The sequence below is a fragment of the Shewanella sp. KX20019 genome, assembly GCF_016757755.1.
In the GTDB taxonomy this organism is placed as follows: domain Bacteria; phylum Pseudomonadota; class Gammaproteobacteria; order Enterobacterales; family Shewanellaceae; genus Shewanella.
Window position 1 is genome coordinate 913,304 of sequence record NZ_CP068437.1, and the last position, 15,355, is coordinate 928,658.

Annotated in this window: 14 protein-coding genes; 9 read left to right on the forward strand and 5 right to left on the reverse strand. The window is 44.0% G+C overall.

Features of this window, described 5'->3' with window-relative positions; genetic code table 11:
- Nucleotides 1-201: 201 nt before the first annotated feature.
- Nucleotides 202-390: a hypothetical protein gene (locus JK628_RS03950; RefSeq protein ID WP_202287976.1), complete on the forward strand. Its 189-nt coding sequence runs from the start codon at nucleotides 202-204 to the stop codon at nucleotides 388-390.
- A 255-nt stretch (nucleotides 391-645) separates the two neighbouring features.
- Nucleotides 646-1,152, forward strand: coding sequence for a DUF2199 domain-containing protein (locus JK628_RS03955; protein WP_202287977.1), 507 nt, complete (start codon nucleotides 646-648; stop codon nucleotides 1,150-1,152).
- Nucleotides 1,153-1,833: 681 nt separating this feature from the next.
- On the opposite strand, the gene JK628_RS03960 is transcribed toward JK628_RS03955, so the two are convergent.
- A complete protein-coding gene (locus tag JK628_RS03960; protein ID WP_202287978.1) occupies nucleotides 1,834-2,826 on the reverse strand; it encodes a pentapeptide repeat-containing protein in 993 nt (330 codons plus the stop codon).
- Nucleotides 2,827-3,218: 392 nt separating this feature from the next.
- Between JK628_RS03960 and prfB the strand changes: the two genes are divergently transcribed.
- From prfB to JK628_RS03975, 3 genes are all read left to right on the forward strand, one after another.
- Nucleotides 3,219-4,317, forward strand: a protein-coding gene (prfB, locus tag JK628_RS03965; protein WP_202287979.1) for a peptide chain release factor 2 whose coding sequence is annotated in 2 segments (ribosomal slippage) — nucleotides 3,219-3,293 and nucleotides 3,295-4,317 — 1,098 coding nt in all. Because the reading frame shifts where the segments join, the coding sequence is not laid out codon by codon here.
- A 12-nt stretch (nucleotides 4,318-4,329) separates the two neighbouring features.
- Entirely contained in the window at nucleotides 4,330-5,832 is a 1,503-nt protein-coding gene (gene lysS / locus JK628_RS03970) for a lysine--tRNA ligase (protein ID WP_202287980.1), read from the forward strand.
- A gap of 351 nt (nucleotides 5,833-6,183) precedes the next feature.
- A complete protein-coding gene (locus JK628_RS03975) occupies nucleotides 6,184-6,543 on the forward strand; it encodes a nuclear transport factor 2 family protein (protein WP_202287981.1) in 360 nt (119 codons plus the stop codon).
- Between the two features lie 213 nt (nucleotides 6,544-6,756).
- Here the strand turns inward: JK628_RS03975 and JK628_RS03980 are convergent, their stop codons facing one another.
- The gene (locus JK628_RS03980) at nucleotides 6,757-7,425 is read right to left on the reverse strand and encodes an NAD(P)-dependent oxidoreductase (RefSeq protein WP_202287982.1); all 669 of its coding nucleotides are present in this window, start codon (nucleotides 7,423-7,425) and stop codon (nucleotides 6,757-6,759) included.
- Between the two features lie 71 nt (nucleotides 7,426-7,496).
- On the opposite strand from JK628_RS03980, the gene JK628_RS03985 reads away from it, so the two are divergent.
- The 3 genes from JK628_RS03985 to JK628_RS03990 all read left to right on the forward strand — a co-directional run bounded on the left by JK628_RS03985 (nucleotide 7,497) and on the right by JK628_RS03990 (nucleotide 9,075).
- A complete protein-coding gene (locus JK628_RS03985) occupies nucleotides 7,497-8,450 on the forward strand; it encodes a LysR family transcriptional regulator (protein ID WP_202287983.1) in 954 nt (317 codons plus the stop codon).
- A gap of 55 nt (nucleotides 8,451-8,505) precedes the next feature.
- A complete protein-coding gene (locus JK628_RS23250) occupies nucleotides 8,506-8,718 on the forward strand; it encodes a GDCCVxC domain-containing (seleno)protein (RefSeq protein WP_237524135.1) in 213 nt (70 codons plus the stop codon).
- Nucleotides 8,719-8,907: 189 nt separating this feature from the next.
- Nucleotides 8,908-9,075, forward strand: coding sequence for a hypothetical protein (locus JK628_RS03990; RefSeq protein WP_202287984.1), 168 nt, complete (start codon nucleotides 8,908-8,910; stop codon nucleotides 9,073-9,075).
- Between the two features lie 70 nt (nucleotides 9,076-9,145).
- On the opposite strand, the gene JK628_RS03995 is transcribed toward JK628_RS03990, so the two are convergent.
- Nucleotides 9,146-10,222: a hypothetical protein gene (locus tag JK628_RS03995; protein WP_202287985.1), complete on the reverse strand. Its 1,077-nt coding sequence runs from the start codon at nucleotides 10,220-10,222 to the stop codon at nucleotides 9,146-9,148.
- Nucleotides 10,223-10,454: 232 nt separating this feature from the next.
- Nucleotides 10,455-11,558, reverse strand: coding sequence for a PQQ-dependent sugar dehydrogenase (locus JK628_RS04000; RefSeq protein WP_202287986.1), 1,104 nt, complete (start codon nucleotides 11,556-11,558; stop codon nucleotides 10,455-10,457).
- A gap of 284 nt (nucleotides 11,559-11,842) precedes the next feature.
- Here JK628_RS04000 and JK628_RS04005 point away from each other — a divergent pair, with 284 nt between their 5' ends.
- Nucleotides 11,843-14,386, forward strand: coding sequence for a putative bifunctional diguanylate cyclase/phosphodiesterase (locus JK628_RS04005; RefSeq protein WP_202287987.1), 2,544 nt, complete (start codon nucleotides 11,843-11,845; stop codon nucleotides 14,384-14,386).
- 14 nt (nucleotides 14,387-14,400) lie between these two features.
- Here JK628_RS04005 and JK628_RS04010 read toward each other — a convergent pair whose 3' ends face one another.
- Nucleotides 14,401-15,027 carry a pseudouridine synthase gene (locus JK628_RS04010; RefSeq protein ID WP_202287988.1) on the reverse strand — a complete coding sequence of 209 codons (627 nt, stop codon included), beginning with the start codon at nucleotides 15,025-15,027 and terminating at the stop codon, nucleotides 14,401-14,403.
- Between the last annotated feature and the right edge of the window lie 328 nt (nucleotides 15,028-15,355).

The following is a 15,355-nucleotide window of genomic DNA, read 5'->3' on the forward strand; positions in this document are numbered from 1 at the left end:
AACGTCGTGGTGCTTCGCCCACACCCGAGCCAAGGGGCAAAGCGCTTGTACCCGCTCTTGATTTTATAAGAGTCAAACCCTCAGCGCCCCGGCGAAATTTAAACAGCAAAATTTCCAACGGGGAAGAATGGCGTGTTCTGCTGGCTATGCAGAGTGGTGACTTTTGTGCTTTTAAATTGAAAACTCAAATGGTGAACTGTTGTGATTTTCATACCCAGTGTCTATGCGGCAGAGGCCTTCGATGGCATGGACGCCATCGTAGAGCATTCAGGGACGAACTTGCTGCGTGCCTCAGCAGCGTCTGCACATACGCCTGCCGCAGGCAATTGGAACCACCTTAGCCTGAAACTTACTGATTTCCACAAATTTCCTCAAGATTGTGCGTTATAAGTTCTCGACTTGCTATTGAGTACAAATAAAAAACAGAGTAAATTCAAATGTCTAAAAAGTGTACTTGCACGGTTTGCAGGATATATGAGGCAAGTTAATCCTCTATTCTCGTTTTCCAGCAGGTGTATTTTGGGGAATAGTTAAAAGCGTTTATAAATTAGCTGTTTATTTATTGATACGCGTGCTGACGGGTCTAACCTGATAAACGTATAACGCGCAAATACTAAGACGTTAGCAGTAATTTAGAGATCATATATGGCCGGAATATTTAGTTTTAAATGCTCTTCATGCGATAAAATCCATGAAGGCTCACCGAGTTTTGGCTTTAACGCTCCAGATCCCTACTTGGATCAGAGTGAAGATGTAAAAGAACAGGGGAAACTTACTGAGGATCTTTGTTTTTATACTGACGAAGATGGTACGCACTATTTTGTGCGAGCTGTAATGGAAATTTCTATAGATGGTGTAAGTGAACCATTTACTTGGGGCGTATGGAGTTCGCTGAGTAAATCTAGTTATGACCGATACGTTGAAACATATGATAACCCTGATTTAAAAGATTGCTTTTTCGGGTATTTATCTAATTATTTGCCGTATTATAAAAATACGTATGCACTAAAGTTGGAAGTTCAACCTCAGGAAAATAATCAAAGGCCCCAGCTGGTTCCACATGAATCTGAGCATCAGCTAGTTATTGATTTTAAAAATGGTATTAATATTTCAAGAGCACAAGAGATTGCAGAAAAGTGCATGCATAGCTGACCAACGCTTGCAGTCTGACGCCAAAACCTCCGCGTTTTGTGTTACTTGCTGCGTTCAGGTTTATGATGGGGGGCATTGATTAATAATGGCTGGCCATTACTGATATTTTTCAAAATTATCAATGCAAGAGCTAAAGTCAGTTGCATTTAACTAAAACATGGAACCAAATGCTTAAGAAATTATTATTCTCTTTTATAACCTTATTATCTATTTCAGGGTAGCGCTACTAAAACTATCGGCCCGACACTTGCAGGTGAAAATACTTTTGTAATTTCAAGACAAGAAGGTGCTTTCCCATCTGGCGATGAACCGTTACTCGCAGAAGCTTTAGGTGAAGCAAATCGCTTTTGTGGTAGTTTATCTAAAGCGTTCAAACTCATTAATACTCACGAAAACTCTGGGCCTTATATTTTAGGTCACTATCCTAAGGCCACAGTCACTTTTGAGTGTATTAATAAAACTAATGGTAAAGTGTAACTGGCTTATAGCGAGAATTAAAAGTGGGACTGTTAACAGCTTACTTTGTTTGACTTCGCTTCACATTTTAGCGAACCATTACTTAATCTGTTATTTGGGTGTTATTGATTACCAATATCTGACTGGGATATAGAAGTTTAGTGTCTAGCGTATTAGGGCCTTGGAAAGAGTGAATAGCGATTAAAGCTTATTGCCTTCGGCCAACTATCTGGTCATCTTTTTTACAAATACCACCACGAATAACGCGATGGTAAAGCTGCCAGTGAAAGCTTCGAAGGCGGCTATGGCGCGCGAGATCCCTATGGGGGTGAAGTCGCCATAACCAAGGGTGGTAAAGGTCACTACCGAGTAATAAATACAGTTTAGAAAAACCATTAAGTTAGTGGTAAAGCTGTTGTTTAAGCTGAATTGATGTATCTCTCCGTCAAAGTTCAACCCGGTGAAAAAATACAGAATCGCGCTAAATAGGATCAATACCATAGAGAAGCCAATGACCCTTAAAGGTGCTTCGCCATAGCCGCAAAATAGATCAATGCTTTTAGATAAAAACCTTTTGAAACAACGTTTAGGCATTTGGTGACGACGCATGGTCAGCTCTTTACGTATATAGTCGCCAGACATGGCAAATAAGCCCTCACGCTCCGCTGCTTTACGTAGATCACGATAGATCTCCTCAGCTTGTTCAAAATAATCCATGGCCTTCTCTATATTGCCATTTTTCTCAGCCATTTCAGCCAGCTTCTCTTGGCGTAATACGCTACCTGCTCGCATATTTTCTATCTTCGAGCCGGCCCATTTAATGCCTAGTAGGTTACAGCCACTAAGGTTAGCGCAATGCAGATTGGCTTCACGTAAGTCTGCTTTCATTAAACTGGCATTGCTGAAGTTGATGTTGAATAGGTGGCCGCCGCTTAAATCGGCGCGATACAACTCGGCATTGCTAAAGTCATAGCCGACTTTTTGATTATGACGAACCAGGTCGATTCCGGCGAGTTTTGCATGGTTGAGGCTAACGCCTCTCAATTGGCCGCCGCGCCTAGCGTACGCTTCAAGTTGCTGAATATCTTCCGCTCTATCTTTAATAAACTTAGGGTCATGCCAGTAGCATAGGCCAGAATCACCTGCTGCCTCATGGCAGGTGTGGGTGTTGTCTTCATGATAGCGACATGTCTGCGTTTGGTCGTGTGAGGGCTGCATTACTTGATTAACACCTCAGTGCTGAATAATCTTTTTAGTATAGTAATGGCATTGTCAGTTTGCAGATTTTGAGTTTATACCTATCCTGCATCTTCAAGTCCGATGGGGATATGCCCTTATCTAACCTGCATTAGCTTTTCAGAGGTCGATTGGCTAAAAGTAAATGACACAGCAGTAATGGGATGGCTCTAGGCTAAACAAAAAGTGACTTTTTAACACTTAAGCTAATATTGTTGAGTAAAATTGCTATTTTGATCGGTTTTGCGGCTAGGCTTCAATCCATGCATAGGTTAAAATAGTGGGTTATCGAAATGAATATATTTAAGACAATGACGCGGGTGTTTATCTGCGGCTTGCTAGTGTCAATAAACTCATTAAAAGTTGATTAAATCATGTTTGAAGTAAATCCAGTTAAGTTCAAAATCAAGGAGCTCGCTGACCGTACCGACCTTCTTCGGGGGTATCTTTGACTACGATGCCAAAAGTGAGCGTCTAGAAGAAGTTAGCCGAGAGCTTGAGAGTGCAGAAGTTTGGAACAACCCAGAAAATGCCCAAGCGCTAGGTAAAGAGCGTGCATCGCTTGAAGCAATCGTCAAAACTATCGACGATATGGATAGCGGTCTTGAAGATATTCAAGGATTAGTAGAGCTTGCCGTTGAAGAGGATGACGAAGAAACCTTCAATGATGCAAGTGGTGAATTAGATGATCTTGAGAAACGGTTAGAGGAACTCGAATTCCGCCGTATGTTCTCTGGTCCACATGATATATCAAATAGTTACTTAGATATTCAGTCAGGTTCTGGCGGAACCGAAGCGCAGGACTGGGCCAATATGGTGCTGCGTATGTTCCTACGTTGGGGCGATGCTCACGACTATAAGCCTGAACTGATTGAAGTGACTGACGGTGATGTTGCCGGTATTAAAGGCGCCACCATTAAGTTTACCGGCGAGTATGCTTTCGGTTCACTACGCACCGAGACTGGCGTACACCGTTTAGTGCGCAAATCACCGTTTGATTCATCTGGCAAGCGTCACACCTCATTTTGCTCGGTATTTGTTTATCCAGAGCTTGATGACTCGATTGAGATTGATATCAATCCAGCGGATCTCAGAATTGATACCTACCGCGCCTCGGGTGCGGGTGGTCAGCACGTGAACAAAACCGAATCAGCGATTCGTATTACTCACGTGCCAACGAATACTGTGGTGCAATGTCAGAATGACCGTTCGCAACATAAGAACCGTGATGCTGCGATGAAACAGTTAAAAGCGAAGCTGTATGAGCTAGAGATGCTGAGACAGAACGCTGATAAGCAAGCCGCCGAAGATGCCAAATCAGATATTGGTTGGGGCAGCCAGATCCGTTCGTACGTGCTCGATGATGCACGTATTAAAGATCTACGTACCGGTGTTGAAAACCGAAATACCCAGAGCGTTTTAGATGGCGATCTGGACAAGTTTATTGAAGCTAGCCTTAAATCTGGCCTTTAACGAGAGAAGAAGATGACTGAACAAACACAAGATGAGAACAAGTTAATTGCAGAACGCCGTGCCAAGTTAGAGCACATTCGCGCCAACTGCCCTGCAAACGGTCACCCGAACAACTTCGATCGAAAACATAAAGCGGCAGATATTCAAGCTGAATATGGTAACCACACAAAAGAAGAGCTTGAAGGCATGGACATTCAACGTTCAATTGCCGGTCGTGTAATGGCTAAGCGTGGCCCATTCTTGGTTATCCAAGATGTGTCTGGCCGCATCCAAGCCTATGCAGGCAAAGATGTTCAAAAAGATCTTAAAGCGACTTTCCAAGGTCTCGATATCGGTGACATCATCGGTGTGACCGGTAAGCTACACCTTTCAGGTAAAGGCGATCTTTACGTGAATATGGAACAGTACCAGCTGCTGACTAAAGCACTGCGTCCACTGCCTGAGAAGTTCCACGGATTGTCAGATCAAGAAACCCGTTACCGTCAACGCTACGTTGACTTAATCGTTAACGAAGAGTCGCGTAATGCTTTCATCATGCGTTCTAAAGTGGTTTCTTCTATCCGTAACTTCATGATTAAAAAAGAGTTCATGGAAGTGGAAACGCCAATGATGCACAGCATTCCTGGTGGCGCTACCGCACGTCCATTTGAGACTCACCATAATGCACTTGATATGGCGATGTACTTGCGTATTGCACCTGAGCTATATCTTAAGCGTCTAGTAGTTGGTGGTTTTGAGCGCGTATTCGAAGTTAACCGTAACTTCCGTAATGAAGGCCTATCACCACGTCATAACCCAGAATTCACCATGATGGAATTCTATATGGCTTACGCTGACTTTAACGATCTAATGGATCTTACTGAAGAGATGCTAAGTTCAATCGCAACTGAACTTTGTGGTTCAACGCAGCTTCCATACGGTGAACATACTGTTGATTTCGGTGGTCCATATGCTCGTTTAAGCATGTTGGATGCGATTAAAAAGTATAACCCAGACAACGAAACGATTCAGTCTATGACTTATGAAGAGGTTAAAGACGTTGAGTTTATGCGTAACTTGGCTAAGAGCCTTGGTATGACTATCGAGAAGTTCTGGACTTGTGGTCAACTACTCGAAGAGATCTTTGGTGAAACGGCTGAGCCTCAGTTAATGCAACCTACGTTCATTACTGGCTACCCAGCGGATATTTCACCTCTTGCACGTCGTAACGATGATAACCATTTCATCACTGACCGTTTTGAGTTCTTTATCGGTGGCCGTGAAGTGGCTAACGGTTTCTCTGAGCTTAACGATGCAGAAGACCAAGACAACCGCTTTAAAGCGCAAGTTGATGCGAAAGATGCCGGTGATGATGAAGCGATGTTCTACGACGCAGATTATATCCGCGCATTAGAGCACGGCCTACCGCCAACTGCGGGCCAAGGTATCGGTATCGACCGTTTGGTTATGCTGTTTACTAACACGCACACAATTCGTGACGTGATCTTGTTCCCTGCGATGCGCCCACAAGGCTAATCGTTAATAACAAGCTGAGTCGCTAAGCCATTTGCTAAGTGACTCAGCCTAGATTAGAAAGCAGTTAAGCGTCAGCTTAGCTGCTTTTTTTATGGCGAGTTTATTCATTTTCATTCGATGATGACTTGACCGATGAAATATCGTCTCTAGCTAGAAAGGCTGCATTATCTCCCAAAAAGTAAGCCTAAAAGGGCATTGGAACGAACAGCATACCGCTGGCTATTTCCGCCGCATTCAACATTTCAGTGTACAAATATTTGCTCATTATTAGGGCGCAATGTTTCAGTGTTTCCTACAATGAGTAGTTAGCTTCTATAGTGAATTACTACCCATTGATTTAGGAGAAAAGCAATGAGCTTAGCTGACATAGTACAACGTGGTTGGGACGCTGTTGGGAATGGAAATTTCGATTTATTAGTTGCAGATTACGTAGATGAAATGACATTTATCATGCCGGGTCAAACTGATATTCTCAGTGGTCGACAGCAGTTTCGAGCTGCATTAGATGGCCTTGGAGGGATCCTTCCGCCAGGTTTCGAAATTACAGGGCTGCGACAGATTGAAGGGGAGGGTGAGGTCGTCTCGATCGTCGAGTGGAAATCCAATAAGATCACAGCCTCGCAACTGTCAGTTCTGTTCAGGTTTGAAGACCACAAAATTTATGAGGAGCGTTGGTTCGTTGATACTGAACAGTGGACAAGTGCTTTTTAAGTCGTAAACAAACATACAATAAGAGGAGACCACATACTGCCGCTGCCTCTTCTTATTGTTGAACAAGCCGAACATGCTAGAAGCTATAACGTTTAATCACACTCTTTATTTGGTCAATAATAGCTCGAGATTTCGCTCTATTTGAAAGAGCTGGCTGTGATAAGTTCTAGCTCTGAAGAGTTCCTCTAAGGTTGGATTTAATCTAAGTTGCTATTAGTTAGTTGCTATCAGCTCTGCTGGTTGGCTAAAGCGATCTTGTCTGGCTGCTGCATCTAATAGCCATTTGGCCACCTCGGCTCTGGAGATGGTTGATGACAGACCATAGCTATCGACTATGCCTGCTTGCTGTGGCTCTTGGGAGTCGGTCAAGCCAACTGGGCGAACAGCAAGAGTATCGAGCTGACTCTGTTGCATGACTTGCTCCATATTAGTAAGATCGGCGATTGAGAATTTAACATTACTGAGCTGAATTAAGCAGTTCATTGCGAAGCTACCATTCTTCTTGCTATCAGCTGCTCCTGCAGAGCTTACTGCTATAAAACGTTCGACCTGATTTTTTCCCATTATCTTGAGTACTTTGCTAGTAACTTGCTCGGTAAAGTCTTTTGGCGATACTAGCGCTGACCATGGGTTTTTACCATTTTTACGTTTGATACCTAAACAGGAGATCACCGTGTCTTGGCCTCTAATCGCTTGTGTTAAAATCACCTCGTCTAGTACGTTACCCTCAATGACCTTGATCGACTTATGCTGGGCCACACTGGCCTTGTCCCGCACAATAACAGTCACCTGCTGACCGCGCGCAACTGCATACTCAATAACCCTTTGCCCAATAGCACCAGAGCCCCCAAGAACGAGTAAATTACTCTTAATTTCAGCCATAATCATATTTCACTTTGTTTGTTCTGCAAAAAGATAACCCTAGATTAGCGGTTGCGGTAATGTGATACTAGATGGCAAATAACCAACACAGAGTTGCTAAATTGGAAACCAATATCAATTTGCGTGACCTGCGCGCTTTCTGCGCTGTTGTCGATCAAGGTTCAATTACCGCCGCAGCAACCAAGTTGGCGGAAACCAAAGGTGCTGTGAGTCGACGTATCTCTCGCTTGGAAGATAAGTTGGGAACCCCCTTAATTCAACGCAGCTCCGGCCGCGCGCAAGCGACGGTAGAGGGGATGGCTTATCGGCAGCGAGCAGTAGAGGCGTTAGAGATATTGGATGCAGCTCAAGGTGAGTTACTTGAACAGCGGGTGACACCACAGGGGCATCTGCGAGTGACGGTAGTGCAGGGACTTGCTAACACGTTGAAGCTGGGAGATTGTCTGGGGCGTTTTGCCCAAGAGTATCCACAAATTAGTGTCGATATGATTATGACAACGGATATTTTGTCACTGCAGGGTGATCAGATCGATTTTGCTTTTCGGCTCTCCTCTGGAGATTTACCTGATTCGAGTCATCGTGCACTACTTCTGGCTAAAGTCTGTCTTGGGTTTGCCGCTAGTCCTCAATATCTTGAAAACCACGGTACGCCAAAACACCCTAGCGAACTGCAGCATCATAGGTTACTGCTGCCGCGGACCTTTGGAACTGGTATCAGCATCGGCATGCAGCCACTGCAGCAAGCTGAAAGGGGAGAGGTATTCTACTTAGAGGGCCACATAACTTGTCAGGACACGCTTTTTTTAGCTGACTCTGCATTAGCGGGCGGGGGCATCGCCTTGATGTCACCGTCAGTGCAAAAAGCTTATGTCGACAGTGGTGAATTAGTGCCGATCCTTGCGGATTGGGAATCGACTCAGCCTGGGAATTTGTATCTGGTTTACTCTGGCGGACCGCTTTCACCTAAGGCGAAGGCGTTTAAAAACTTTATTAAGGCGGCCTTTCGTCACTCGCCCCTTATCTAGCTTTGGTGTGTTCATTTATACTGGAGCTGCTAAATAGTTAAATATCGAGGTTCAAATGGTCAATATAATTCTAGAATCGATAGTTACCTGTCCTGAATGCGGTGCTAAGAAAAAGGAAGTCATGCCTACGGATGCTTGCCAGTATTTTTATGAATGCACGTTTTGCCATAAAATCTTTAAACCTTTGGCTGGTGATTGCTGTGTTTACTGCTCTTTTGGCACCGTTAAGTGTCCACCAATTCAAGAAGGTGGCAGCTGTTGTAACTAATGAATCCTAGGGCATTACTTGAGTCTATTGTCGACAGTAAACCGACTAAAGAGCAACCATCATAAACTAGCCTTTTAGGTTATTGTTTTGCCTAGATGTTGTCGTTTATTCTGATCTGGTAGCGCGTCAATCGACGCGAATAAATTGACTAGACTAGATGTTTGCGGTTGGTCTTAATTAAGGATGATTATGAAAGCTAAAATACTAGCACTACTGACAACACTATCTCTAGGTGTAGGACTTGTTACAGCGGTAAATGCCAATCCTATGCAAGATGAGCAGCGCTACTGCGCCGCCAATCCAGTAGATTGCTATTGCGAGTACCGCGGTGGTGCTAAGGTGTGTTTTATTAAGTAATTTGACGCGTTATTTAAATATAAAAACCAGCTGCAAGGCTGGTTTTTGTATTTTGCTCTTGGTTACTTTTTTAAAGCTTAGCGTCTTGCGCCGTATCTGCAGTTTGCGATTTTATTGCAGGTGTAAAGAATGGCTTTTCACTCGTTAGCCCTTTGGCTGAATTGGCGGCATAACGGGTTATTTTCTTATGAATAGGCTTCTGAGCCAGTGTCGCCAATACCTCTTTATAGCGACCATTTTTACTGTTACTTAGCACCTTGCATAGCCAAGCTAGTGAATCTGCAAAATGCCCATCTTGAGTGTCTTGATTATCCCAAATATATTGTGCGATATGATCGAGTGAAGCTTGATCGGTTAACGGTAACTTGATTGCTTCTCGAGCTGCAGTGCGGATTTGGGTGACATCATTGCTAACAAGGCGAGAAAGCAGATCGCGATATTCTGTTGCAACTGCAGAGATATCGGCATCGGTCTGTTTCGATTTAAGATCAACTATCCAGTGAGTCTCCTCATATCTCAGCTCCATTGAGCCAAAATTGATATAGGAAAGACGCAAATTCTGAAACGTCTGGCGGCCAATAAAAGGACGACTGTAGCTGCGAATATACTGGCCGACGCCATCAGGTTGACCAAGTAACGACAACACCACCTCTAAGCTGTCACCGGTTTTTATTCTTGCAAAATTATCTGCCGTGGCACGAATATGTTTGCCATTAATCGGAGCTATATGCGCTGTATATTCAGTCGCATCAAATTGTGCGACTTCAGTGTTTTTAAGATCTTTAATCGCTGCCTTAAAGTAGCGCTTTACCTTGTTTGATTGGGCTAGTTTAAGTTGTGAGCTCAATAGCTGTTGATATCGACCATTTTTGCTTTCACCGATAGCTTTGGCTAGCCAAGAGATTGTATCGTCAAACTCATCATCTTCTTTATTGCCATTATGATTCATCGACCAAATTGTAAATGCGGCTAAGTCCCACAGTTGAACGTTATCTGGCAGGTCATGATGTAGCGATTTAGCCCCCAGTTTCACGTTCTGTAAGTTCTGGCTAGTGAGTAAATCTGCATAGATAGATGCTTTACTGTCAAAGTCGGCGTGAGTCATGAATGAGCAGAGGATTAAAAAAATGGCGAGGAGTTTTTTCATTTTATCGAAGATCCATTATTGTCGGCATCCTAAGTCGATGATGCCGTAAAGCTGTCCATAGTGAATGTATGATGACCGAAAATTTGGCCGACTTCAATTGACTGATATTGATAAGGGTTAAATCTAATGCTTGTCGAAATCTAAAGGTGGACGACTGGCGGCCTTGTTGGGTGCCATCATGTAAGGTCTATTCTTGCCCGCTTTAGCGGTATGCGCAGTAGATAACACTGGGCTACTTTCCTGTATAACTAATGCGATAAATGGCATTGGCAGCATCATCTGATACCAGTAAGGAACCATCATCCAAAGTTAGCACTGCAGCAGGCCGTCCCCAGCTTTTTTCCCCTTGTAACCAGCCAAATGCAAAGACCTCTGAGCTAACAACTTTGTTGCCATCGAGTTTGACACTAACAACACGATAGCCGACTTTGTTGCTACGGTTCCAAGAGCCATGTTGAGCAATGAAGATGTTATTTTTATAACTCGCAGGGAACTGTTTACCTTGGTAAAACTCCATACCTAACGCGGCGACATGGGCACCTAACTTAAGCGCTGGTGGGCGGTTGTTAATGTTACCGGCTTTGTCTCCAAACTCCGGGTCAAGGATGTCGGCATTATGAACATAAGGAAAACCAAAATGCTGCCCAGTTGTTGATAGGTGGTTAAGCTCATCGTCAGGCAAGTCATCGCCCATCATGTCACGGCCGTTGTCGGTAAACCATAGATCGCCAGTAACGGGATGAAAATCAAACCCTACGCTATTACGAACACCTGTAGCAACTGTGATGCTCTGTTTAGTATCTACATTGAGCTTGATAATACTGGCAAAAGGCGCATCACTCTCACATACATTACAGGGGGCGCCTACTGGAATATAGAGCAGGCCATCTGGACCAAAGCGAATAAACTTCCAGCCATGGTGCGATTTGCTCGGTAACTTGTCATAAACCAGTTCTGGCTCAGGTATTTTGGGGAGCAAAGCTTCAATATTGCGATAACGCCAAATCTTGTCGACCTCCGCGACGTATAAGTCACCTCGATGAAAGGTGATGCCTGATGGTAAGAAGAGGTCACTGGCAATCTCAATAATAGCATCAGCTTGGTAGTCATTATTGCTATCAATTACAGCATGTACTTTACCTGCCTTACGGCTGCCGACAAACAGTGTACCTTTGTCGCCTAACGCCATCTGTCTAGCGTTGTCGACACCCTCTGCATAAATGGAGATTTCAAAGCCTTCGGGAAGTGTAATGTTGTCGATGGGTAGGACTGCATACGCCGTTGAAGGCAGCAATAAGCTGATTGAGATTGTGGCTATTTTTAGCACTCGCGTCATCCTTGTTGGTTGCTTAATCTATAGTAAGGCTAAGTTGCAGACGATGGAAAGCATGTTAGTCACTTCTAGAATAAATTATCAGCAACTTGACGGCAATAAGATATACACCTTATATGTTATCGGGCGTTGACGTTGTAAGCGCTTTAGGGTTAAGAACCAGCTCAAGGTTAAATAAATATTTTTTTGGCTGTAAATGTTTGCTCTTACAGGATATTGTGGCAAGTTATATGTTAGTGACTTATTAGTCAGGTAGTTCGTTCGCATTAATTTGGATGGAGTGTTGAATGATAGCGATAGAGATCTCTACGACTCAGCAAGCTCAATGGCGTAAGTCCATTGATATGCTGGCGCGTATTTCTGGTTGTGGAGTCGGTCTATTAAAGGTTAATCAAGATGATTGTCTAGAGCCATTTTCGGCGGCGGGCATTAATCTTGAAAGCTTAGAAAATCTTTGTCAAGTTTGTGCCAAATCAGACCTCAATGACTCGCTATCAACATCTTCTTTTTCTAGTGCTACGGCATTAAATGGTAAACCTGCTGCCAATGATAGATTATTTGAATTAGGCGTAAGCTGCTGCGTGGCAATCCATTGGCCTTCCCAAGCCCTGTTCGGCTACCTATGCCTTACGACACTAACAAAGCAAGCTCTCCCACTCAATAAAGCCGATTTAAGACTATTACTAAAGCAGTGCGCCGATAGTTTTGAGCTCGATCTAGCGAGTCTCTATCGCCATTATCGGGACAGCATTCAACGAGATAATGACGCTAAAATTGATACAACTGCGGTGACTCTGCAACAGTTCATCGATTCGATGAAAGAACATGTATGGATGAAAGATCCCCAAGGGCGTTATGTTGTTGTCAACCGTAGTGTCGAGATCGCTTGGGATAAATCATCTGAGCAGATCCTCAACCATACCGATGAAGAGCTATTTAATCCTCAGTTAGCTAAACAGTTTGTTGATGGTGATAAAGAGTCAATTACCAAAGGTGTACAAGTGACGGCCGGAGAGTGTAAAGGCCTGGATATCGATAATGTTGAATCATGGTTAGAAACCACCAAAGTGCCCGTGGTGAGTGATGTGGGAGAATTAGCTGGCATCATTGGTATTTCTCGTAATATCTCCTCACATAAGGCAGCGCAAGATCAGTTAGAGCTTGCCGCGCGGGTGTTTGAAAACTCGGTGGAAGGAGTATTGATAACTGATGTTGATGGCAACATTATTGATGCCCATGGGGCATACACCCATATCACTGGATTTGAGAAAAGTGAGTTGCTCGGTCAAAACCCGAAAATGTTTAATTCTGGACGCCATGATAAAGCGTTCTTTAACGAACTGTGGCAATCGCTTTTAAGCACGGGAAAATGGCATGGTGAAATATGGAACCGCCGTAAAAATGGTGCCGTTTTCCCGCAACTATTAACGGTTAGCGCAGTTTATGGTGATGAACATCAGATCCGCTATTTCGTTGCTGTTTTCGCTGATCTTTCGACACAGAAAAAGAACGAAGCCGAGCTAGTTCATTTAGCCTTTCATGATCCACTAACCAAACTCCCCAACCGTATGGCTGTAACTTCTCGCTTGGAGCAGGAGATACGGCTGGCCAATAGAAGTGAATACCAGCTTGGCGTGGTTTATATAGATGTGGACCTTTTTAAGCAGATTAATGACAGCTACGGTCACCTTATGGGGGATGAGGTGTTGGTTGAACTTAGCCAGCGCTTTAGTCTAGCGCTAGGCAGCTTAGCAACCGTTGCACGATTGGGTGGGGATGAGTTTGCGGTTATCCTGCCAAATATTGAAAGTAGCGATATGTTGTCGCTGCGGATCAGCAAGCTACAACAGGTTTTTGATAAACCTTTTCTACTTGGTGATAGTGCATCTGTGCGTTTAACGGCCAGTATGGGGATGGCTATTTACCCCCAAGATGGTCGTGATTCCAGTACATTATTGGTCAATGCTGATGCCGCTATGCATAGAGCGAAGCAAGATGGACGTAATAACTACGCCTTTTATACTCAATCATTAACATATGAATCAGTTGCACATCTTAAATTGCAAAGCGCACTGCATGATGCGCTGTCGCTTGGGGCACTGTATTTGGTGTATCAGCCGAAGGTTGATTGTTGCACTCAGCAGTTAAGCGGCTTTGAAGCGCTGCTGCGTTGGGAGGACCCTTTATTGGGGCCAATATCACCGGCGATATTTATTCCCGTTGCTGAAAAAATTGGTTTAATCCAAGAGATTGGCCGTTGGGTATTACAACAAGCGTGTGAGCAAGGGGTGAGATGGCTCGCCGAGGGCAAAGATTTTGTGCGTATTGCCGTCAACGTCGCCGGGCCGCAGTTACAGCGACGTAATTTTGTCAACGAGGTTGCAGAAGTGCTCAAAGCTACGGGTTTACCGGCAAATAGATTGGAGCTTGAAGTCACCGAAAGTTGCATGATGTCCGATCCCGAGTCCGTTGGACGCGATCTGGTTAAGCTGGGTGAAATGGGAATAATGTTGTCTATTGATGACTTTGGTACTGGCTACTCCTCTCTCAATTACCTCAAAAAGCTGCCGATTAATAAGCTGAAAATCGACCAAGGATTTGTGAGGGATATCCCTGATGATGTCAATAATACAGCTATTGCCAAAGCGGTAATCGCACTGGGCCATTCACTTAATTTAAAAGTGATTGCCGAAGGGGTAGAGACACTAGAGCAGGCGAAGTTTTTGGCTGCTAATGGTTGTGATGAAGCTCAGGGCTATTTGTTTAGTAAGCCAAAATTGGCTGCAGAGCTTGAACACTTTTTTGTAAAAGCCAGCTGTACAAACGGCTAGTTTAGGCCGTTTCTTTAACGGCCTAGCACTGCATTAAAATCTGAAAGTGGAATGACGTCGCCAGCTTGCATTGCTGTGATGTCGATATCGCCAACTCTTACTCTAACCAACCTTAGTGTTGCAAAACCTACTGCAGCAGTCATCTTTCTAATCTGACGGTTTTTGCCTTCACGTAAGGTGATAGACACCCAGCTTGTTGGACCGTGTCTTGGATCACGGATCTTCCGACCTCGCAAAGGCAGCTGTGGTTCCTGCGTTAACTTGAATGCTTTGCAGGGCAAGGTTTGATATTTTTCTCCATTCACTCCAATTTCAACACCGTTTTGTAGCGCTAACACTGCCGCGGCAGAGATGTCGCCATCAAGCTGAACATAATACTCTTTCTCGACTTTTTTACTGCGGATCAAGTGACTCATCATGCCATCGGTCGTTAGTAGTAGTAACCCTTCGGAGTCGTGATCAAGGCGGCCGATAGCCATGGTTTTTTCGGGGAACGTAAATAGTTCAGCCAACAGCTTTTTACTTTTACGCGTTTCGGGCACAAATTGGCTTAAAAAACCGTAGGGCTTAAAGATTTTAAAGTGCTGATGCTTGTCTGGCGCTGCAGTTAATTCTACTTTTTCTAGGGTGATCGAGGCCATTGATGTCGCTCTTAATTAGCTTGATTGCTATTAATCTTAACTTAGCATGATTATATACCCATCCCACTGAATCCTGAATCCTCAGATAGAATGGGTATACGTAAACTCTTATGGCAACGCACCTCATCCCAATTGACGTGCTCCTCGCAAATGAGAGCTGTCGTGTTTAATTGATAAGCTATGGTCATTTGGTGATTGCCGCAATAACAGTAGATGACAGCGTTGTCATTTGAGGTTATAGTAATGTTACATATTTAGCTGGTAGTACGATAGCTATCTCATAAGAGCATATTTCATGCTCTGTTTTGGCGAGTACAGTTCGACAGTA